General features: G+C 59.5%; 17 protein-coding genes and 7 pseudogenes. 13 read left to right on the top strand and 11 right to left on the bottom strand.

All coding sequences use genetic code 11. From position 1 onward, the window contains the following. Positions 1-185 precede the first annotated feature (185 nt). Positions 186-527 carry a hypothetical protein gene (locus ACX12D_RS34010; RefSeq protein ID WP_459377058.1) on the bottom strand — a complete coding sequence of 114 codons (342 nt, stop codon included), beginning with the start codon at positions 525-527 and terminating at the stop codon, positions 186-188. Between the two features lie 394 nt (positions 528-921). After that, complete coding sequence (locus tag ACX12D_RS34005) at positions 922-1,842, bottom strand: AraC family transcriptional regulator (protein ID WP_459377057.1); 921 nt, start codon at positions 1,840-1,842, stop codon at positions 922-924. 122 nt (positions 1,843-1,964) lie between these two features. On the opposite strand from ACX12D_RS34005, the gene ACX12D_RS34000 reads away from it, so the two are divergent. Further along, positions 1,965-2,927: an SDR family NAD(P)-dependent oxidoreductase gene (locus tag ACX12D_RS34000; protein WP_459377056.1), complete on the top strand. Its 963-nt coding sequence runs from the start codon at positions 1,965-1,967 to the stop codon at positions 2,925-2,927. Here ACX12D_RS34000 and ACX12D_RS33995 read toward each other — a convergent pair. Beyond that, positions 2,843-3,331 (bottom strand): LysR substrate-binding domain-containing protein, encoded by a 489-nt coding sequence (locus ACX12D_RS33995; RefSeq protein ID WP_459377055.1) that lies wholly within the window; start codon positions 3,329-3,331, stop codon positions 2,843-2,845. The two genes, ACX12D_RS34000 and ACX12D_RS33995, sit on opposite strands and share 85 nt — an antisense overlap. 320 nt (positions 3,332-3,651) lie before the next feature. Here ACX12D_RS33995 and ACX12D_RS33990 point away from each other — a divergent pair, with 320 nt between their 5' ends. The 7 genes and pseudogenes from ACX12D_RS33990 to ACX12D_RS33960 form a co-directional block, all read left to right on the top strand. Further along, entirely contained in the window at positions 3,652-4,815 is a 1,164-nt protein-coding gene (locus ACX12D_RS33990) for an AAA family ATPase (RefSeq protein WP_459377054.1), read from the top strand. 233 nt (positions 4,816-5,048) lie between these two features. Next, the gene (locus ACX12D_RS33985) at positions 5,049-5,522 is read left to right on the top strand and encodes a plasmid pRiA4b ORF-3 family protein (RefSeq protein ID WP_459377400.1); all 474 of its coding nucleotides are present in this window, start codon (positions 5,049-5,051) and stop codon (positions 5,520-5,522) included. Further along, positions 5,420-5,677: a hypothetical protein gene (locus ACX12D_RS33980; RefSeq protein ID WP_459377053.1), complete on the top strand. Its 258-nt coding sequence runs from the start codon at positions 5,420-5,422 to the stop codon at positions 5,675-5,677. Before ACX12D_RS33985 ends, ACX12D_RS33980 begins: the two co-directional genes overlap by 103 nt. Positions 5,678-6,075: 398 nt before the next feature. Next, positions 6,076-6,798, top strand: a complete 723-nt coding sequence (locus ACX12D_RS33975; RefSeq protein ID WP_459377052.1) for an Imm52 family immunity protein — start codon at positions 6,076-6,078, stop codon at positions 6,796-6,798. A 598-nt stretch (positions 6,799-7,396) separates the two neighbouring features. Beyond that, positions 7,397-8,803, top strand: coding sequence for a cysteine--tRNA ligase (cysS, locus tag ACX12D_RS33970; RefSeq protein ID WP_459377051.1), 1,407 nt, complete (start codon positions 7,397-7,399; stop codon positions 8,801-8,803). A 182-nt stretch (positions 8,804-8,985) separates the two neighbouring features. Further along, a pseudogene (locus tag ACX12D_RS33965) lies at positions 8,986-9,537 on the top strand (transposase); the annotation flags it as partial. A 106-nt stretch (positions 9,538-9,643) separates the two neighbouring features. After that, a pseudogene (locus ACX12D_RS33960) lies at positions 9,644-10,596 on the top strand (transposase family protein); the annotation flags it as partial. On the opposite strand, the pseudogene ACX12D_RS33955 reads toward ACX12D_RS33960, so the two are convergent. From ACX12D_RS33955 to ACX12D_RS33945, 3 genes and pseudogenes are all read right to left on the bottom strand, one after another. Next, a pseudogene (locus ACX12D_RS33955) lies at positions 10,558-11,369 on the bottom strand (IS66 family transposase); the annotation flags it as partial. The pseudogenes ACX12D_RS33960 and ACX12D_RS33955 overlap by 39 nt on opposite strands. Before the next feature lie 30 nt (positions 11,370-11,399). Continuing rightward, the gene (tnpB, locus tag ACX12D_RS33950; RefSeq protein WP_459377050.1) at positions 11,400-11,747 is read right to left on the bottom strand and encodes an IS66 family insertion sequence element accessory protein TnpB; all 348 of its coding nucleotides are present in this window, start codon (positions 11,745-11,747) and stop codon (positions 11,400-11,402) included. A gap of 348 nt (positions 11,748-12,095) precedes the next feature. Beyond that, positions 12,096-13,106, bottom strand: a complete 1,011-nt coding sequence (locus ACX12D_RS33945) for an aldo/keto reductase (RefSeq protein WP_459377049.1) — start codon at positions 13,104-13,106, stop codon at positions 12,096-12,098. Between the two features lie 96 nt (positions 13,107-13,202). On the opposite strand from ACX12D_RS33945, the gene ACX12D_RS33940 reads away from it, so the two are divergent. Further along, entirely contained in the window at positions 13,203-14,093 is an 891-nt protein-coding gene (locus ACX12D_RS33940; protein WP_459377399.1) for a LysR family transcriptional regulator, read from the top strand. 290 nt (positions 14,094-14,383) lie between these two features. After that, positions 14,384-14,935 (top strand): annotated as a pseudogene (locus ACX12D_RS33935) (gamma-mobile-trio recombinase GmtY); the annotation flags it as partial. 133 nt (positions 14,936-15,068) lie between these two features. Here the strand turns inward: ACX12D_RS33935 and ACX12D_RS33930 are convergent. The 3 genes and pseudogenes from ACX12D_RS33930 to ACX12D_RS33920 form a co-directional block, all read right to left on the bottom strand. After that, positions 15,069-16,160, bottom strand: coding sequence for a porin (locus ACX12D_RS33930; RefSeq protein WP_459377048.1), 1,092 nt, complete (start codon positions 16,158-16,160; stop codon positions 15,069-15,071). A gap of 485 nt (positions 16,161-16,645) precedes the next feature. Further along, positions 16,646-16,900 (bottom strand): annotated as a pseudogene (locus tag ACX12D_RS33925) (MFS transporter); the annotation flags it as partial. A 186-nt stretch (positions 16,901-17,086) separates the two neighbouring features. Further along, complete coding sequence (locus ACX12D_RS33920; RefSeq protein WP_276287683.1) at positions 17,087-17,782, bottom strand: DAPG hydrolase family protein; 696 nt, start codon at positions 17,780-17,782, stop codon at positions 17,087-17,089. Positions 17,783-17,881: 99 nt separating this feature from the next. Here ACX12D_RS33920 and ACX12D_RS33915 point away from each other — a divergent pair, with 99 nt between their 5' ends. After that, a complete protein-coding gene (locus ACX12D_RS33915; protein ID WP_459377047.1) occupies positions 17,882-18,523 on the top strand; it encodes a TetR/AcrR family transcriptional regulator in 642 nt (213 codons plus the stop codon). A 62-nt stretch (positions 18,524-18,585) separates the two neighbouring features. On the opposite strand, the gene ACX12D_RS33910 is transcribed toward ACX12D_RS33915, so the two are convergent. Next, a complete protein-coding gene (locus tag ACX12D_RS33910) occupies positions 18,586-18,951 on the bottom strand; it encodes a hypothetical protein (RefSeq protein ID WP_459377457.1) in 366 nt (121 codons plus the stop codon). On the opposite strand from ACX12D_RS33910, the pseudogene ACX12D_RS33905 reads away from it, so the two are divergent. Next, positions 18,908-19,468: pseudogene (locus ACX12D_RS33905) on the top strand (TetR/AcrR family transcriptional regulator); the annotation flags it as partial. The gene ACX12D_RS33910 and the pseudogene ACX12D_RS33905 overlap by 44 nt on opposite strands. A gap of 284 nt (positions 19,469-19,752) precedes the next feature. Here the strand turns inward: ACX12D_RS33905 and ACX12D_RS33900 are convergent. Next, the gene (locus ACX12D_RS33900; protein ID WP_459377046.1) at positions 19,753-19,998 is read right to left on the bottom strand and encodes a hypothetical protein; all 246 of its coding nucleotides are present in this window, start codon (positions 19,996-19,998) and stop codon (positions 19,753-19,755) included. Between the two features lie 367 nt (positions 19,999-20,365). Here ACX12D_RS33900 and ACX12D_RS33895 point away from each other — a divergent pair. Beyond that, positions 20,366-21,291, top strand: a pseudogene (locus ACX12D_RS33895) (PDDEXK nuclease domain-containing protein); the annotation flags it as partial. Positions 21,292-21,374 lie beyond the last annotated feature (83 nt).

Below are 21,374 nucleotides of genomic sequence, written 5' to 3'. Positions count from 1 at the left end.
GTGAAAACCAGCGTGACGATCTGGGAAGTCCGTTGCCGGCCGCGAAGCGGACGTTCGGACTGGATAAGCGAGCGTCCGAAAATGGCTGCGGATTCAACCGGTCGATGCCTTGTCGGCCAACGGCGCTTCCCCGAAGCCGCCATAGATCTCCGCGAAATGATTGCTTCTCGGCGTTGCTTTGGTGGTCAGGGAGCCAGCCGTGAGTTATCCGGCGCCGCAAAGACAACACAGTGAAGATTGCGGCAGAGCCTTGCAAGATGCTCAACAAACAGGTGGTGAGCCGCTTCGGACCAGGACGCTCCAAAGCGCAGCGCCATATGGGCCGAAGTCACTGGGTCTCCGTCCAGTGAGACGTCAAGGGAAAAATTCTCTTCGTTAAAATGGATTCCCGCTGCCACGCCGGGGAATATGGCATCGAACTCGCCGCGAACTGATTGGGCGTCGCCAAGAAAGGCTACGTCCCGGATGCCATTTAGGTCTTTCGCATCGCGGTCCGCAGGTTTCAAGATGATGATGTCGAAACGCATTGTTGACCCCAGAGCAAGTTGAACCCGGTTAGGTTCAGTGCCACCGCCATTTCGCCGAATCGAGCGGTCTCCATCACGGGGCGCATCCCGGATTGTCTCCGAACTGCGCTCACAAGTCGAACGACGGCTCCTGGCCGGCAAGCGCCCTCCGTCGGTCGCTCCTCGGTCGGCTCTTGCCGACCCGCACCTGTCATTCGCAGTCATCTGGCGAATGCCGGCTATGCCGCCATAAACGATCGCCGACAAGAAGGGGCGCTACCAGATGTGCGTGCCGCTGAAGTCTGGTGTCGCAGAGAGCCCGACGGGGGGGACTCGCCACGACGGTGCGCGGTGGTGGGAGTTTTTGGAAATCGGTAAGAAGCATGGCCCGCAACGTTACGTGCGCAATTTTCGCCTATTGGTGCAGGACGGGGCCCCGGCTTTCCCTGTACTCACGTGGTGAGCATTTCATGATGCGCTTGAATGCGTTGCTGAATGCACTGTCTGAGTCGTATCCCAGCTTTTGCGCTATCGAGGAAATCGTCTCATGGTTGCTTCTCAATGCACGGGTCGCTAACTGCATACGCCAGCGCGAAACATATTCGAGAGGACCGGATCCAGTCTTTAGCTTGAATTTCAGGGCAAGTGTCGAACGTGAGACGTTGGCGACCTCGGCCAGGTTCGCGACCGTCCAACGCCGAGCAGGATCCGCATGGATAGCCTGGATGACAGACCCGATGCGAGGGTCGGATAGGGCCAGAAGCCAGCTCGGTGCACTGTTTCCCTCTTTTGCCAGGTAAATCCGTAGGACTTGCACGAGCATGATGTGGCCGAGGTGTTGGACTACGAGAGCGCTGCCTGGAGTTGGGCTGGTCAGTTCGATGGCCAGCCGCTCCAACGCCCAACTCAGCACGGACGCCTGCTCCGAACCGCTCTTGATAACCGCCACCGGGGGCAACGCATCGAACAAAAGGCCCGCTTCCTCACCAAAGGCAAAACGGCCGCCGATCAGGAAGAACGCATCGGCACTGCCGCAATGCGCTATGCCGTTGACTGCATGACAATAAACCGTCTCAGACTTCACGGCCGGCAACGCGAAATCGCTGCCAAGTGAGAACGCCCGCTTGCGGGACAGCAGGAAGCAATCGCCTGCATCCAGTTGGATAGGCTGGTCCTCGCCTTCAACGGCCAGCCAGCATCTCCCCTTAACGACGGCATTGAACTTGATGCCGTTCGGCGCAGGAAAGTCGATGGCCCACGCATCTCCCGCCTTCAGGCCGGAAAAAAATGAGCTTTGCGTGCTCAGCAGGGAAAGAACTTCAGAAAGTGGGTCCATGCGTGCCTCCGGACGCTCTCGACAGAAAATAGGACTTTGTTGCATTCACGATCCCAAGTCTACCTTCCACAATGCACCTATAACGTTCTCTGGCTTCTTTCCGGAACTTAACAGGAAACTGCATGGCACATAAACAAACTTCCATCCAATTCGGCTTCGGCGCAGCGACTACAGCAGCGAACGTGCTCGAAGGGCTCGATCTTGCGAATGTCACGGCCATCGTTACCGGCGGGCATTCGGGCTTGGGACTGGAGACGACACGAGCATTAGCAGGGGCTGGCGCACATGTCATTGTCGCGGCACGCGATCTCGATAGAGCTCGTAGCAAGGTTGCTGGCATAGAAAATGTGGCGACGGCCCGACTGGATCTTGCTGATCTGGCCAGCGTGCGCGATTTCTCTGAGCGCTTTCTTGCAACAGGTCGGCACCTCGACATCCTGATCGGCAGCGCTGGCGTCATGGCTTGCCCGGAAACTCGTGTGGGCTCAGGCTGGGAGGCACAGTTCGCCACGAACCATCTTGGGCACTACGCACTTGTGAACTTGCTCTGGCCAGCACTACAAGGTGGTGCCAGGGTCGTGTCCGTGTCTTCCGCGGGTCATCATCAGTCTGGTATTCGTTGGGACGACGTGCAATTTGTCAATGGCTACGACAAATGGTTAGCCTATGGCCAGTCCAAGACCGCAAATGCGCTCTTCGCCGTCCACTTGGATCGACTGGGACAGAATTCAGGTGTTCGCGCCTTCTCGCTCCATCCAGGCAAGATCTTTACGCCGCTCCAGCGCCATCTAACCCGAGATGAAATGATTGCTGCAGGCTGGCTCGACCCCAACGGGAATCCTGCTGATCCGACGTTCAAGACGACTCAACAGGGGGCAGCCACTCAGGTGTGGGCCGCGACGTCTGCGCAGTTGAACGGAATCGGGGGAGTGTACTGTGAAGATTGTGACGTCGCAGTGCTGAACGAGGGGGAGTTTCCACCTTTCACGGGTGTCGTGCCCTATGCCGTTGACCCCGAGCAGGCTGAACGTCTCTGGACATTATCCGCGCAGCTTACCAATATCAATGCCTTCGCCCTAAAGTAATCGCTAGCGATGGCAGAGGGATCCCTGATCCGGTGCGAATTGGAAGATGGGTATTCACTGCAGGATCTGGAGTCCGGGCTCGCATCGAAGTAGCGCGGATTGATAATCGGGATGAGTTCCTCCTCGAAGAGGTCGACCTTCACAACGCCTGCCCAGGAAGGATGGTCAAAGTTGAGTGCTGCATCGAAATTGGTGTCGTCGAAGCTGAAGGGAAGGGGGCGTTCGGACAGGTTCAAAATCACATCCGGATGTCGTTCGCGGAAATCTCGCAGCCGGGGCAGCAGCCAGCGGTTGGCAAAGGTCGGGATGACAGCCAGTTCCAGCACGCCGCCAACGCCCTTGTGGGACATCAAGGCGGCGGTGTGCTGTTCGATGTCGGACAGGTTGCGGGCAATGCCTTCCAAGGTCTCGACGCCGAGGCTAGTGAACCAGAATGGGAGTGCCCAATGCTGCGCATCGCTTTGATCTCATCAACGGCGAAGTCGTCGACCTCTGCAAGTACAGCACTGTCGCCGAGCGGGCGACATGATAGTGCAGCCTAGATCGAGTGGGGTTCGCCATCGGAAGGCCGCGAAGGCTGGCGGCCCGCAGTCTTATGGAAGTAGTGCATAGACTACAATTTCGTCATGTAAGTTACTTATTAGACACATTAAGCTATCGTTTTTATCGAAAATTATTCATTGGCTATAATTATTCCGCACGAATAATTTTCCATAAATGCCCCATGACTAACATTTACAGGCGCCCGCAGCTTGCGGAACAGATGGCCAGGCAGCTCCTCAATCCTAGTGTCTTGGATGAGGGGTTGCGGTCAGGGCTTTTCCTGTCCGGTTTGCGGCGCACAGGAAAAACCACGTTCCTGCAGAACGACCTCATCCCTGCTCTAGAGAATGGCGGGGCGATCGTGATCTACGTCGACCTCTGGAGCGACACTCGGCGAAGCCCAGCGGCGTTGATCTTGGAGGCGGTCAAGAAGGCGCTCAAGGACCTTGAGACCGCACCTGCATCGGCGACCAAAAAGCTACGGCGCCTCACCGGGGCGGATGTTGGGGCGTTCGGTTTCAAGTTTGGCTTTAAGCTCGACAGCCTAGGTGAGCCCTGCGGAGCAACGCTCGCCGAGGCGCTGAAGGAAGTCGTCGACCAGGCGAAGACCGATTTAGTGCTGATCGTTGATGAGGTGCAGCACGCCATCACCTCCGATGAGGGCAATCAGTTGTTGTTTGCCGTGAAAGCGGCGCGCGAAGCCATCAACCTCCGCCCGGATACGCCCGGCTACTTCCTGTTCGTCGGGACGGGGTCGCATCGAGCCTTGGTCAGCGAGTTGACGGCCCGACGCAATCAGGCCTTCGCTGGCGCCACGTCAGTTGCGTATCCGGTCCTGGACCAGGATTACGTCGCGTACCTGCTTGATCGCCTAGCTGCGGAGGGATTCTCGTCACTGCCGTCATTCGACGTCGCTGTGAAGGCATTTCAGGCGCTCGGCAACCGCCCTGAAGAAATGATCAAGGCTCTGCGGCAACTACACTTTCACCTACCGGCTGGGGCCAACCCAGACGAGCACTTGCCGGTGATTGCCAACACGCTACGGTCGGCCGCCGCGGACATCGAGATCATGAAGCTGGAGCAGCTCGGCAGTGTCCCGACAGCCGTCTTTGATCGGATCGCCTCGACTGACGGCGACGCCCGAGGCCTGTTCTCGGGAGAGGCAGCGGCAAGCTACTCCAAAGCCGTCGGACGTGAGGTCAAGGTGGAAGAGGTTCAGCCAGTCATCAATGAACTACTAGCGACCAACCTGATCATGCGTAAGGGACATGGTATCTACGGCGTCACCGACCCCTTTGTCCAGGAGATCTGGCGCGAGCGGAAGTCCCTCGAAGGCAAGATCTAGTTCCGTCCGCAACGCCAAGCGCTGGCCGGCCAATAGAACCCCGAGGGGCGTCACTCGGCAGTCATCTCCCCCACAAGTCTCTCGGCGATCTGACGGCCGGTCAGTTTCGCATGCGCGCGCACCTTCGTATGTATCCGGTCGGCGCACACACGTGCGTGCCGGAGACCGGGCCACTGCTGAGAGGCCAATGAGGCACCTAAAATGCGCGCACGGCTTCCGTTCCTGGGCCGGCGATCTCCGTCCTTCAACTTCGAATTGCTCTGAGCGGCCTGAGCCCGCCGGTTTGGCGACGCGTCCTCGTTCCTGAGCACTTGACGCTCGGACAATTGCACAATGTCATCCAGGTAGTTATGGGCTGGGCCGACGAGCATCCGCACACGTTCAGCATTCGTGGCAGGCGTTACGGCGAAGCTCATGAGGGCGTCTTGCAGTTCTCCGCCGCGGCAAACGAACTGCCGCTGACCGCGCTTCGTCTCCGCGAACACGAAGGCTTCGTCTATGTGTCTGACTTCAACGCGTGGTGGCGCCACGAGATACGGGTGGAGCGGCGTAGGCTGCGGCAACATCCTGGCGGGCTGCCACGTTGCGCGGCTGGTTGCGGGCCTTGCCGTTTCGCCAAGTGGCCATCTTCCGGCCCTCCACAATCATCCCTGAAGACGGCATCGAGTCGCGCACCAACGCATATCGGTGGATGTACATCTTACTGAAGCCGATACTGACCATGCTTCGGCGTTCTTCTCCAGGGAGTGTGCTGACCACGCAGATCATCGGTGACGCCATGCTCAATGCCGTACGACACGGCGCGCCCCATGCCATCCTGGCGCCTGCCGACATTCATCGATTGGCCTCCTCACTGGCGTGATCGGCCGGTGATGACGGTCGGAACACAGAATGCAAGGCTACCTCTGCCCACGTTGGCAGTACGCCGCCTCAGTGTGGGTTCTTGAAGACGAAGAAGGGCGAACTCGGCCCCGCAGACGGCCGGCGTAGTCTTGCATCATGAGGGAGCGGGCAGTAGGCCCTGCGTTGGCCTGCAGGCGCCTCAATTGCTCGCGCTTGGCTACAATATCATCGTCGATGGTCCCCTACGGGGCGGCGACTGCGGTGCCGTGCGGCCCGGCGGCTGCATGCGGACAGTGGAGATGCTCCGCATGCAGCCGCCGAGGAGTATCAGGAAGTGCTTCGTTAGGGGAAAAAGGCGCTGGACGAGTACTACAAGCAGAACCCAGACTTATTGGCTTGAGGCCGTGTGGAGTACTCATGGATACATTCAAACGTTTTAATTTCAAATTGAGCTTTGATAAACAAAAAATTTCTCGGGTTCCTGTACAAGTACAAATCGACAGAAGTCTTACCTTTCTCAAAGAGATAGGCCAGATCGACCCCATTCTCAAGAACTGGTTTTTATGTGCCGAAGGGAAGGATGATGGTCTGACGCACAATGTTCTTCTGGACCAAAGCAGCCTCCTGCGTGAGATAGAGTCCTGGAAAGACTCGGATTCCGATGTCAATGACATGAGTTTTGTGCTTTGGAATGGTGTGTCCAATCCGCTCAAAGGCGGACTTTCTATCACCTACCACGCAAGAAGTGGTGGTTCGTTGCCAGCGTATATCGAATTTTCCGAAGCAGGGACATTGGCTCGTTGTTTACAAGATCCTCGACAGGGCATTGTCGAATTGATGAACACGGCTGCTGATCTCTGGCCGGAAATTTACTGGGCCGTGGCCGCCCCCAATGAATACTTGCGCAAGCAGCGGGTTTTTCAGGACCGGCAGACAGTCGGTTGGATCGGCTACTGTCCTCATCCTTTGTCAACGGCCGACTTCCCGGACGTTGCTGAGCTACGAGCGACTCAATCCCAAGGAACCATCGTCGTTTCCTGTTCCGGCATCATGGACGAGAAGAACGTCCAGCATGTGAAGGTCGCGGGTGAAACCGATATCAAATTGGTAGAACTCGGGCTTTTGCCCGCGCGGTATTGAGGCACACTGGCAAGCTCACCTCCACAGTCCCGAGGGCCGATTCCAGTTCCGGCCATTCCTCTATCAATCGCGGTAGGAATGCTCATTGCTGAACGCCCTCCCACACATCCCGGCGAGCCCAATTCGGGCACCGGGCTCCTACCTTGGCTGCTTGACGGCAAAGCGCTGGTTGGGCCATGGATGTAGGATTTGAGGTTTCGGGAGCCAAGCGTCGGCGATGCGGGCCATCCGTTCCCACGTCATGCCGTCTTTCCCGGATCTGGCGTCCTTGCGGGCGCTCTACGCGCGTGGGCGAACGCTCTCCGACCATCAACTGCTGGCCTGCCAGACGCTCGGGTTTCGTTGTGCGGCCATGAACGGTCGTCCGAAGGCCATTCGACGGTATTGACCTGCGCAGCCAACAGACGCTAGGATAGTCCGCATGCCTAGTCGCGCCAAACTCCTCTTTTCGCTGGTTCGTGCATGTTGTCAGGACATGCCGGGGGGAAGCTGCGTCTAGCGATTCCGCTGCACGTTGAATCAATCGCCTTCTGGCCGCCCGTTGCAAAACCGGCGGCCTTTTTGTTTTGGCCGGACACCTTCGGGATGGAGAAACTCGATGCCGCTTGCTTTGTATGACACTTGGTCGCGTACCGTGCGCCCGTTCACGCCAATCCGCGCTGGTCACGTCGGCATGTATTGCTGCGGTCCCACCGTCTATGATCATGCGCATATCGGCAATCTGAGAACCTACGTGTTCGAGGACATCCTACGTCGCTCACTGACACGCAACGGATTTGAGGTCCGGCACGTCGTCAATATCACCGACGTCGGTCACCTGACTTCGGATGCCGACGAAGGCGAAGACAAGATGGAAAAAGGCAGCAGGCGGACCGGGGAGTCGGCGTGGGCTATCGCTCGGCGCTACACCGAGGCCTTCGTCGCGGACTGGCGCGCCCTCCACCTACTGGAGCCGACGGTATGGTGCCGTGCAACCGATCACATCGCTGAACAGATCGCGTTCATCGGCGAGCTGGAACGAGCCGGCTACGTGTATCGGACCGATGACGGCCTATATTTCGACACAGACAAGCAGGACAACTACGGCTTTCTGGCCCGGCTCGACCGTGCCGGCCTGCAGGCGGGCAAGCGCGTCGCAGTCGGCGCCAAGAGAAGTATCACGGACTTTGCGTTATGGAAGTTCAGCCCGATCGATGTCACGCGACAGATGGAATGGGACAGCCCATGGGGGCGTGGATTTCCGGGCTGGCATATCGAGTGCTCGGCCATGTCGGCGAAGTATCTCGGCATCTGGTTCGATATCCACTGCGGCGGCGAAGATCATGTCGCTGTACATCACAGCAATGAGATTGCACAGACCCAGGCTGCCCACGGCACGCGGCTTGCAAATTTCTGGATGCACGGACACTTTCTGACGCTCGACGCCGACACGAAGATGTCGAAGTCGAGCGGAGATTTCGTTCGCTTGCAGACCTTGCAGAGACGGAACATCGATCCGGTCGCGTACCGTTACCTGTGCCTGACGGCCCATTACCGGAGCCAGCTGCATTTCAGCTGGGCGTCTCTCGATGCAGCACAGACAGCGTTGAACCGGCTGCGGCGTCTCTATTCCGGCTGGCCCGACGGAGGCCGCGTCGATCCAGATTTCGCCGCGCGATTCGACGCCGAAGTGAACGAGGACCTGAATCTGCCCAGGGCACTGGCCGTGCTTTGGGAACTCGTCAAGAGTAACCTGCCACCCGCGACCTTGAGAGCAACCGTGGACAGCTTTGATACTGTGCTGGGTCTCGGGTTGCGCGACTGGAGGCCAGCTGTGTTCGACATTCCGGAAAACATCCCGGTGTTACTCAGCGAGCGCGAGCGGGCCAGAGCGGAAAGGAACTGGGCAAGAGCCGATGAAATACGTGAGACGCTCAACGCACTAGGTTGGAGAATCGAGGACGGCAAAGTAGGACAACGCCTAATCGGAATCACTACGGACCAAACAGAAATTGGGAGTGAGTGACCACCGCGTTGGCGCCAAACTGAGTGCCCGTTCTGCATGAGCTCGACTGACCGGTCAGGGCTGTGGATTCAACCGGTCAGCGACGATCGCCGTCGCCCGGATGGCATGCGACCGAGTCCGGCCGAGGCTGTGTGAAAACGCCGGTACATCGCCTAGACTGAAGCAACTTGTCAGCGCGGCCCATGAAGCGATTCATCGAAGGCGAAGACCGGCACCAGGTTACTCTGCTACCAGAGTGTCTTGATGACTATATCGGTGAAAAAAATCCCGTGTGCGTTATCGATGCCTTTGTTGATGAGCTCGATCTACATAGGCTTGGTTTTAAGGGGGCCGCTCCTGCAGCCACCGGTCGGCCGGCATATCACCCGTCGGACTTGCTGATGATTTATATCTATGGCTACCTCAACCGTATCCAGTCGAGCCGCCGCCTGGAGCGCGAGTCACAGCGCAACGTCGAATTGATGTGGCTGACCGGACGGTTTGCACCGGATTTCAAAACCATTGCGGACTTCCGTCATGACAACGGGGTGGGGATCCGCAACGTCTGCCGGCGCTTCATCGCACTGTGCCGAGACTTGAAGCTGTTCTCACAGGCAGTCGTGGCCATCGATAGCAGCAAGTTCAAGGCAGTCAACAGTCGGGACCGCAACTTCATGCCAGGTAAGATCGACAAGCGCCAGCAGCAGATTGAGCAGAGCATCCAGCGCTATCTCGACGCACTGGAGACCGCCGACGAACCCAGCTCGCTGAAATCGAGGCAAAGACAGTGAGGTTGCCCCCCGCGGCAGAATAGATATCGCCCCAATAGAATTTGAACCCTGGGGGCGATAAGAGATAGAAGTGGCTCGTTACGGACAAGAATTCAAGGACCGGGCGGTAGCACGGTTGTTACCACCGGAGAGTGCGGCGTTGGAAGTGGTTTCAAGGGAATTGGGTGTGGCACTGGCCACGTTGGAGCGCTGGCGTGCGGACGCTATGTCCATGCCCGCTTGCGAGCGGGCATGGACAGCGGCGGCCAGGTTTGAGGCGATGCTGGCGACGGCTGCGATGGACGAGGTCAGCAGGAACGCCTGGTGCCGCGAGAACGGTGTGTATCCGCAGGAGTTGGAGCAGTGGCGCACTGCCGCCACGCAGGCGCTGACTGAGCCCGAGGATGCGCGCGCCACCCATCGTGAGACAAAGGCCGATCAGCGCCGCATCAAGGAACTCGAGCGCGAGCTGCGCCGCGAGGAGAAGGCCCTGGCCGAAGCCGCCGCCTTGTTGATACTCTCAAAATAGCTCGAAGGGATCTTCCCGAAGGGCAAGGACGAGGACGCATGATCGGCCTGGAAGATCGCCAAACGATGGTCCGCCATATCGAAACCGCTCACACAGGCGGTGCTTGCCTGCGCCTGGCCTGCGAGGTAGCGGGCATCACCGTGCGCACGCTGCAACGCTGGAAGGCACACGATGGCTTGGTGGTCGGCGACCGCCGCCCCGGGGCCGAACGGCCCACGCCCGCGCACGCGCTGAGCATCGAGGAGCGCGAACGCATTCTGGCCGTTGCCAACGAGCCGCGTTTCGCCGACATGCCGCCGGCGCGCATTGTGCCCATGCTGGCCGATGAAGGTGTCTACCTGGCCAGCGAATCGCGCTTTGGCCGGGTGCTGCGCGCCCATGGGCAGACCCGGCGCCGAGGACGCGCCCAGGCGCCGCGCCAAAGCCATCCGCCCACCACGCACGTGGCCACCGGGCCACGCCAACTGTGGTGCTGGGACATGACCTACCTGCCGGCCGAGGTCGCCGGGCGCTGGTCCTCGCGCAAGTACCGGCAGCGGCGCGTCGTCCGTGTGCACCTTGCCGGGCATCATCACGTATTGGTGCATAGCCTCGACCAGGGGGCGTACCAGCGCACCGCACCGACACCGCGAGCCATGGTCGTGCGGTCCAGCTCCACTCCCTGCCGGGCATAGATAGCGGCTTGGCGGTACAGCGGTTGATGATCAGCGTATTTGGCAACCAGTATGTGAGCGTGCAGCCCCGCCGTGGCAATGCCACGCTCAATCGGCCGGCTTGGCGCTGCAGCCTGGACGATGCAATCACAACAGGCGCAGGCCTTCTTGCGCCGCACCTGCCGAATCACCCTGAATGAGCTGCTGATGATATCGAGTTGCTCCGAGATGTCCTCGCCCAGCGGCTTGAGCTTACCGCCGCATTCTGGACAGGCTTCGGTCTCGGGCTCGAGAATGCGCGCCTCCCGCTCCAAGTGCTCCGGCAACGGCTTGCATACCGCTTTCTTCCGGACAGGAGGGGTAGCCTGCGGATCGGTTTCGGTTTCGGCCGCACCTTCCTCGGCCAGCAGATCTTCCAGTCGGGTCTCGAGCTGTTCAATCTGTCGATCCAGCTTCTCGGACTTCTGGCCAAACTGCATCCGCCTCAGCTTTGAGATCTGCAGGTTTAGCTGCTCGATCTCCATGGAGCTGACCGCCAAGGCCCGTTCCATGAGTGCGATCGATTCCCGCTGTGCCAACACCAAGGCCTTCAGGGCCTGAATGTCGTCGGGGAGATCGCTGGGGTCGATTGGCATGCGCGGCAGTTTACGCACATGCCGCAAGGTTTACAACACCGACGGTGGCGGCCAGGTGCGCTCGGGCTGCTTCCAGTTGATCCCCTCCAGCAGCATCGACAACTGCGCTTGCGTCAGGTGGATCTTGCCGCCGTCGGCCTGCGGCCGGACGAAACGTCCACGCTCCAGGCGCTTCGAGAGCAAGCAAGGCCCATCGCCCGTTGACCACAATACCTTGATGACGTTGCCGCGCCTGCCACGGAAGACGAAGACATGGCCGGAGAACGGGCTCTCCTGCAGAGTCGCCTCCACCTTCGCTGCGAGCCCGTTGAATCCGCAGCGCATGCCGGTCACGCCTGCAGCGATCCAGATGCGTGTTCCCGCCGGCAACCCGATCATGGTGCCAAACGGTCCAGGACGGTACGCAACGTGGCCGGGTCGACTGCCCCTTCAATGCGAATCACCGCTCGGCCCAAACGGATCTCAATGGCGCCGTGCGGCGGCGTCGGCTCGCAAACCGCAGCGGCCGGACTCATTGGCATCGGACCGGGTGATCGAGACGAAGGAATAACGATCACCACCGGCCACAAGCCGTTCCGCCTTGGGGCCGGTGGTCAAAAATCCGGGCGCGGCGGTGGCCTCGCCCGGTTTCAAAGCCCAAGCCAAAAACGCCACTCCGCCGCCTTCGACCAGGCGGGGACGTGGCGGGCGTGCAAGTGCCTTGCACGCGGCACAGCAACTGCCCGCTCAGGATGCGGCTTCGGGCACGTTCGTACCCATGCCCTCGGGCAGCAGCGGCGTGATCTCGGCCAGTTCTTCCGCGCTTAGCCGGCAGTCCGCCGCGCCGATCAATCCATCCACCTGCGCGGGACGGCGCGCGCCGACGATGGCGCCGGTCACGGCCGATTGTCGCAGCACCCAGGCGATCGCCACGGCCGCAGGCGTCAAGCCGTGCCATTCGCCGATCCGACGGAAGGCTTCGACCAGTGCGAGATTGCGCGTCAGCCGCGGTTCCTGGAAGTCCGCGCTGCGGGTCTTCCGCCAATCGTCGGCCGGCAAGCCCGCGATGCGCTCGCGCGTCATCGCGCCGGTCAGCAGGCCCGATTGAAGCGTGGAATAGGCGATGACGCCGATGCCGGCCTGCTCGCAGAACGGCAGGATGTCCGTCTCGACCTCGCGCATCAGCGCCGAATAAGGCGGCTGGAGCGAAGCAATGTCGGTGACAGCCTGGGCGCGCTTGAGCTGGGCCACGTCGAAGTTGGAAACGCCGATGGCGCGGATCTTTCCCTGTTCGCGCGCCTCGGACAGCACCGACAGCGCGGCTTCGATGCCACCGTCTGGGCCGCCCGGCGGGAACGCCGGCCAGTGAAGCTGGTAGAGGTCGATGGTCTCGACCTGGAGGCGGCGCAGGCTGTCCTCGATCTCGCGCACCAGCGAGCCTGGGGCCAGCGAGTGCGAGATTTGTTTGGTCGCACGATCCCAGACCAGGCTGCCCTTGGTGAACACCAGCGGGCGGCGCGAAGCTGGCACGCGGCGCAGGAGCTGGCCGACGATTTCCTCGGCGTGGCCCAGGCCGTAGACGGCGGCCGTGTCGATCCAGTTCACGCCGCGCTCAACGGCGTATTCCAGCGCGGCCAGGCTCTCTGCGTCGTCCTGTACGCCCCAGCCGAACTCCCAGCCCGGCCCGGCGATGGCCCACGTGCCCAGTCCGATGGGCGAAATCGTGAAATCGGCGCTGCCGAGGCGTTGCTGTTGCATGGCTAAATCCTTCGTTCAATGAGAGGTTGCCAGTGTCGCGCGGTAGATAGAAAGCGATAAGCCGGGTTATGCTTGATGAACTACTGAATAGTGTTCATCAATATGTCTCCCGATCTGCATGAACTGGATGCCTTCGCTGCGGTGGCCCGCCACCGCAGCTTCCGCAAGGCCGCCGACGAACGCGGCGTATCGGCTTCGGCCTTGAGCCACGCCCTGCGCGGCCTGGAGGAACAGTTGGGCGTGCGCCTGCTCCACCGCACCACGCGCAGCGTGACGCCGACCGAAGCCGGCCAGCGCCTGCTGGCGCGGCTCGACCCTGCCTTGCGCGAGGTGGCCGAAGCACTGGCGGACGTGACCGCCTTGCAGGCGGAACCGGTCGGCACCCTGCGCCTGAACGTACCGCGTCCGGCGGCCCGGCTGCTGTTGGCGCCGATGCTGGCCGGTTTCGTCGCGGCCCATCCGCGTGTCCAGGTCGAAGTCGTGACCGACGACCGCCTGGCCGACATCGTGGGCGATGGTTTCGACGCCGGAATTCGCTTCGGCGAGAGCCTAGCCGGCGACATGGTGGCGGTGCCGATCGGGCCGCCGCAGCGTTTTGTGTGCGTGGCCGCGCCGGACTACCTGGCCGCGCGCGGCGTGCCGCAGGCGCCACGCGAACTGCTCGGCCATGCCTGCATTGGCCGGCGCTTTCCCAGCGGCAACCTGTATGCTTGGGAATTCCTGGCCGACGCGCAGCCGCTGCGCATCGAGGTCGCCGGGCCGCTGGTATTCGACGACGACGCGTTGATGATCCAGGCCGCCCGCGACGGCGCCGGTATCGCCTACGTCTACGAGGCGCTGGTGCGCGAGGATAGCGCCGCAGGCCGTTTGGTGGTCGTGCTGGACGCCTGGAGCGCACCGCCCAGCCGGTTCTTTCTTTACTACCCGGGGCGAAGGCACCTGCCCACAGCGCTACGGGCGTTCGTGGACTTCATCCGCCAGGACTGAAACAGACGAGGCCGGTCGTTTCGTTGCCAAACACGCGCCGTGCAGCACCCCATATCGGCGATACCCGGCTTTCGCCCCTTCAGTGCCTATGTGCTCCGCTTGCCAAGACGTAGCGGGTCGTCAGATTCGCACATTGACAACCTTATGGAATCAGAAGAATGAAAGCAAAATTGCTTGCGGTCGCCGTTGCTGGAAAGCGCGCCAAAGCGGGGGCTGAGATCAGCCCTCACGAAAGAGCATAATGAGTCACCTACAGTGGGCGGATTCAACCGGCGATTTCCGTCCTCCAGTTGCGAATCAGCGTCAAAGCAAGGGTCCTTACGGACGAAACCAACGTCTACACCGAGATCCCCGCGCTTCTTACCGCGTCAGGGATTCTCGAGCCGTTGATCGACTACTTCCTACATCGGAACCATGATCGGAGTTTGGAATGGATGCGGAAGGTAACGCGGTCAATTCGACTCTTCCTCGAATACCTTCAGGCCAATCCAACTGAACGCGATCCCCATCGTCTGTTTCAGAAATTTGCGCAACGCCTGTACACGGGCACCTTCAATCGCGAAACCGGAATTGACTCCACCGGGTTGTGCTGGTCGCCCCGATCGCCGCACGACGCGGCGCGCATCATTACCCATTTGACCGACTTCTTCGATTGGTTGGGGGAGGTTCGACCCGAAGCATCAAAAATCAATCCACGATATGGCGGCGGGGTTCTCGACCGACAAACCGGCGAAGCTGCCTATCAGTACCGGCGAAACAAGGCGTTCCTCGGACACACATGGGCAGCAAACTTACGTCGAGGACTGCCGCAACGAAGGCTCAAAGGCGACAGGAGAATCCCTGTTGGCGCGCATGAAGCAGCCAGGACCGCCATCCATCGGAACGCGGCGTTTCAAGCCGCGTTTTAAGCTGAGGGGCAACTGTCCTTTCAATCAGGCAAGCCACCCACCGCAATTCAGCAATCAAACATCTACACTAGAAGACATGTTTGATCCCGACCGTGCTGCCAAACTGGGACCCACCCGGCTTAGGGCTGGAGTTTGGTGCACCGGTGCTGACAGACATGGCAAGCTCCCCTCCATTTTTGATATAGCCTACTGTGGCATAAACAGAAGAGCGCTTGGAAAGCGCGTAGGACCCACGCAGCGCGTACAGGATTGCTTTGCCTCCACTGTTGTGGAACTTGAGATAGTAGACCTGCCCCGCCAGCGTGAGTGCTGGTGTGACATCGTAGGCGGCACCGCCATACCATAGTTCACTGCGTGGCGTACTGCTGCCGTCATTGTCGCGGCGAATCACCCCCGCCCCGAGCTTGGCTTGCGAAAGAAGGACATATCCGCTGACCAGGAGGCGGTCGTCAGTCAAATTCTTGCTAGTAAGGCCGGCAAATGCCCCGGGACCACCGCGCAGAGAATCGTAGCTGGCAGCGACGCCCCACCAACTGGACTCGTACTGAATCAGGGCCGACCACTCGCGGCAAGCAGACTTGCTGGCAGCATTCTCACCCGCGCAGTTCGTGCCGGCCGGGCTTGGACCCGCATTGACTGTGTCACGGCCGAAGCTGTATGTTGCACCGACGGTCAGTCCCCCAAATTTTCCCTTGTATGCCAATGCGTTGTCCGCACGAGTATTGGGAATGTAGTTGTCCAGCGAGCCAGTGCCATAGATATTGGGGCCAAGAATGTCAGAATCCAGGTTCGCCCAGAACATCATCGTGTATTGTCTTCCGAGCGATAGTTGTCCCCACTGCCCGGACAATCCCACCAGCGCCTGCCTGCCGAAGAGCCGCCCACCTTGATTAGCGGTACCAGAATCCGGAGCAAAACCCGACTCGAGGACAAAGATGCTCTTCAGGCCGCCACCCAAATCCTCGGAACCTCGCAGACCCCACCGCGAAGGCACCATTGCTGTCAGTGCAGGCATGCGCACCAGACTATCACCGGCTGGACCGACGTTATTCACATATTCGACACCAGTGTCGATCACGCCATATATTGTGACGGACTGGGACCAGGCAAGCATGGGGGCTGTGGCAAACAATGCTGCAGCCAGTCTTTGATAACTCATCGTCGTCTCCTCCTTGTTGATATTTATATTTCGCTGACGATCTACGTCGTCGTTGAGGCTTAAAGAAGCCATAGTCATAGTATTGGTATGACCTGCTCTACAGGTTGACGCAGATTGGCTGGAAGCCAAGTCATCCCGCTTGTCGCTTAACGATTAACCCGCTTTGCGGACAAGGTGAACGCGAGGGCGGGCTCCAATGAGGAGAATTGCTCCGAACACCCACATTGCCACTGCCGCACGACCAGTAAGGTGAATCACCACGCCGATGATTCCGTTATTAAAAAGGATAGATATCCTGTAAACCAGAATTTCGAATGAGCGTCGGAATCCAGAAACTGATTGCATAGATGCAGAGGAGAATGGCGAAATCGATAATACCCAACAACCACACCCTCATATCCTTTTGTCCATCCACCGAGCAGCGACTGCTATGTCCGCTTTCGCCGGCGTCGGTGGCTAATATGCCTGCTACGATCTCCTTCTCCCTATGCGAAAGCCATTTCGCCTCGTTGGGCGAGTTCGCGAGTAAAAAAAGGGCATGAATCCGAGCACAATGTGGGGAGCGCTTCGAGCAGAAATAGCCACTGCCACCCATAGAGACCGCTGCCCTTATGGAAGTGAGCCAAGATCCAGCCAGAAAGGAGGCCACCTGCCACGCCAGAGAGAGCTGCCCCGAGAAAGAACAGACTCATGACACGAGCACGGCGATACGATGGAAACCAACTAGCGAGGAAAAACGCGACACCTGGATGAAGATCGCCATACGACGCATCTCACCCGAGGCTTGTCTCGGAGACTATCGTGAAAGCTATGCTGGTGATCGCGGTGCCAACCCGCAGCTCTCGATCGGACGAGTGCTGTGCGTCGGGCAGGACATGCGTGCAGCGATAGACAGAGAGATCGACAATCTCGCGTACCTTTTCAGGCTACCACGGCAAAGGTACTACTTCTCCGTTGGCACGTTCCCCAAAATAGAGCGATGGCAGAAAGCGCGAAAGAAACGTGAACTCCGTATAGCAATGACGCATTAGCGCAAGGCCCATGGCGTCCGTCGGGCCACTGCCCGTGGATTGGTCGTCAAGGCCCAACACGAAACGACTGCGCAATACGCATCCCCAATCGGTGTCGCGAGCAACATGAAGCATTTGACCATTGAGCGGGTCACCCGAATCATCAAGCTGCACGTGCTCGCCAAAGCCAATTCTGGCCGCAACCACCGCCGATACGCGCGCGTCGCTCAGTGCTTGCTTCAACGTTATTGGGTTAAAGATGGTTGCGGGATCATGGAACTTTAGCTTCGCGGCCACCGGAGGAATCTCTGCGAGCGATTCAACCGCGTGAATGCTCGCGCCGTAATAGTTTTCGCCCTTGCGCCACTTGTCGTCCCACCCGCGGTGTTCGACGTGGTCAACCGGATGCCACCATTTAATGTGTTGGGTCGTCTCGAAGAACTTGAACCACCAATCGAACATACGCCCTTTGCAGCCGTGTAAATCTGTTCGCACGGCAACCATTAGTGCACCGCTCTCTAAACGTTGAACACCTGTTTCAATCATCATCGGCGACGGGTCAAGAAGTGCCGAATGATCGAGCCAAGGGGTAGCGCTTCGTTTCGAATCCATGTGTGTACTCCATAGACGGGGTAGGGTGAGTATATAGGAAACGCTATGCGTTTCCAAGTATGATGCATACTCTCGTCTATCGTTTTTTGAGGGGTAAAGATGACCGTCGAAGCGCGACGCGGGCGAGGTCGGCCTGCGCAACGAGACGAGGAAATTCGGCAGTTTGTGGTTCAAAGCGCGATGCAGCTATTGTTGGACGTCGGGTACGAATCGACGACGATGGAAGCGATAGCAGCGCATGCAGGCGTGGCGAAGAAGACCGCCTACCGATTCGGCGCAAATCGCGACGAGTTGATTGGACTGGCTGTGCGCGAGTGGACAGACTTGTATGCGCCGGCACTATTCGTCCAACCTGACTCGGTGCAGGACGTACCTCGAGTGCTGCGAGAAATCCTGGAGAGCATTTGTGCGCACGTGTTGTCGGACTCTGCGGTGAGGATGTTCCGCTTACTGACTACTGAGTTTCCTGGAAAGGACTCGCTACTCACCCAATATCAACGCAATGGTGTCGAGCGCGGTCGGAGGATGCTCGCGGACTGGCTTGCGGTGCAGCACGAAAGGCGGCTAGTACATGTGCCCGACGCAGTCATGCTGGCAGAGCTACTACTTTCGATGGCAGTTGCGGAGCCGCTGCGTCAGATCGCGCTCGGCGTTCAGCCGCCGCTGCCGGTTGGCAGCGTTAAGGCTCATCTCGACGGTTGCCTTTCCTTGATATTGCCGTTAATCCAACGGCAAAAGTGATGGGGGCCCGGGGTCGGAAATTGTCCGCCGCCGGGGGGAGTTTTCCGCATCCTGAAGCTTGCTCACGCGGGCGCGACGCCGTACCGGCAGGCAATGGGCAGGAGCAGCGCGTCCATCTCTTGCAGGATCAGCCGGTGGTCGTCCACACGCCGTACCAAGGCCGAGGGCATGGCTGGCAGGTCGATCTCGACAAAGGCCATCTGAGGGGTCGCGTAGTAGCTGGCGGCCCGTTTGGTCAGCATGAGCAGGCCCTGCTTTGTGCAAACCGCGGAGATGGCTTCGCGGATCGTGCGTATCACGGGACCTTCACCGATCCGCTTGCCTTGCGGGGTGTGGCGCGGGAAATGATAGTCCTGCCATTCATGGTTGACCGATCCCGGCACCATGCGCACGAGCCGCTCCAGGGAGCGAATCTTGGTGGCAGCCACAAAGATTGCGCAGGCGCACGGCTACAACGGCTTGAATTTTCGCGATCTCGCTGAAGCTGTCGGCATCAAGGCTGCGAGCATCTATCACCACTTCGCAAGCAAAGCTGATCTTGGCGCAGCGGTGGCGAGGCCGTATTGGGAGGAATCAGCAGCTACTCTGGATGCGCTTTTGGCCGAATACGCAGATCCGATCGATTGCCTGCGCCACTATCCCGATACGTTTCGCAAGGCGCTTGAGAGTGGCAATCGCATATGCCTGTGTAGCTTCATGGCTGCCGAATCTGATGACCTGCCGGAAACGGTGACGAAGGAGGTCCAGACTTTTGCTGATGTGAATGTTGCGTGGCTGAGCAAGGTGCTGTCCGCCGCGGCCGTGGTCAGCGCCGAGGATAGCGAACGGCGTGCTCGCGCCATCTATGCCGCCGTCGCCGGCGCTCAGCTCATTGCCAGGAGTCGCTCGGATATTTCTCTCTATGACGGGTTAATTGAAAGTTATCGCATTGCTGGTCTTCTGCCGGAGCCGCATCGAGCAAATCGGCTTTGCGGACTCTCGTCTCAGCGAGGTACGGACGGCCGCTTTTTCGCAGTGAAGGGACCTACGAACGTCGGATCAGGCGTCACTCTCAATGTCGCTTCCTGGGCGGGAACGGCCGACCACTGTCCTCGTACCTAGCCGTTGAAGGAACTCCCTATCCTCTGGTCAAGCCGTCGAATTTCACATAATGCCCGATCAAAGAAAAATGGACTCGACTGTTTGTAGGGTTCGAAACGTACCCCACGGCCAGGGGAATCGTCAGACTCTCAATTGTCCGTCGGCGAGCGGTTAATTGGACCCGGTGCAAAGTCGAAATGCGCGGCGGCATACACGGCATTGCACGCCCATACTTCTTCCCCGCCCTTATAGAAGGTGACCCATTTTCCGTCGCTGAGGCATTGGGCGCCGGGGAAGACCTCCTCGTGGCCGTTTGGACCGTCCAGCGGGAAGGGCGCGTGGGGCGTGGCCCAGTAGTGGCCGTTCGGTAAGGCCGTGATCGATTCTCGGGACATTCTCTTGGCCGGCTCGAGGGCGAGAGAGGGGAATTTGTCCATCGCGCCACAGGATAGGCCGCTACCTCACCGGGCGACTGCCGACCCAGCGCGTGGGGCGGCGCGCTAACCGCCGTTACAATGTGCGCACAGTGCCAAGTGCACAAATCGTTGTACTCGAACTAGAGCTAACTGGTGCGTTTGTGGAGAAACCGAGTCGTGCAATGAGCGTCCATCTTGGCGCGGACCTTATAACGGCTCGCTGGATGGAATCCTGCGTGGCCCGTGGTGAGTAGCCCGACGCGCTCCTCACGGACCCGCGAGGCGTTGAGGTTGAGGTGATGCACCAGCCGTGCAAAATCGAGGGGCTTCTGAACGAGGTCGAGGCATGACCGACCTCGTATCCTCCAGTCCCGCCTACAGCGGCATCCACGGCGACATCGTCGCCTTGCTGGAGAGCGCTCGTCGTGTCGGCGCGCGCAGTATCAATGCACTGACGACGGCAACCTACTAGGAAATCGGTCGCCGTATCGTCGAGTTCGAGCAAGGCGGGCAAGATCGAGCAGCCTATGGACAAGCACTGCTCAAGCGGCTGTCTGCCGACTTGTCTACCCGATTTGGGCGAGGTTTTTCCGAGCGCAACTTGGAGCAGATGCGTTCCTTTTACCAGGGGTGGCCCCCCTGAGCGGATTTCGCAGACAGCGTCTGCGAAATTGCCGCGCGCTCGAAAGTCGCAGACGCTGTCTGCGTACCGTGTTTTCGGAATCACTGCGGCGCAATGCGATTGATCTAGCCGCCCTTGCCAAGGCCTTTCCCTTGCCTTGGTCGGCCTATGTGCGTCCGTTATCGGTAAAAAAATGAGCAAGCGCGCCATTTCTATGAGACCGAAACCTTGCGCGGGGGCTGGTCGGTACGGCAACTTGATCGGCAAATCAGCACCCAGTTCTACGAACTACTGCCTTGTCGCGCAACAAGGCTAGCATGCTGGAAAAAGGTGAGTTGGCCGAGCCTAGTGATGCGATCACACCAGAGGAGGCCATCAAAGACCCGTTCGTTCTGGAGTTTCTCGACCTAAAGGACGAGTATTCCGAATCTGACCTCGAAGAGGCATTGATCCGACATCTGGCTGACTTCCTGCTCGAACTGGGCGATGACTTTGCCTTCATCGGGCGCCAGCGCCGACTGCGAATTGACGACAGTTGGTTTCGCGTCGATCTCCTCTTCTTTCACCGTAGACTATTGGTGATCGACCTCAAGGTGGGCAAGTTCAGCTACGCAGACGCAGGGCAGATGCGCCTGTATCTTAACGGCGCAAGTATGGACCGCAGGGGAACATGTCCTGAAGCGACTTTTGATATTGAGCGTCGGTTGCACAGGCAAACCTCCAGGCAATTCTT

The sequence above is a fragment of the Cupriavidus sp. PET2-C1 genome (assembly GCF_054515855.1).
Note: the sequence above shows the minus strand (reverse complement) of the source record. Positions and strands in the feature narration are given on the sequence as shown.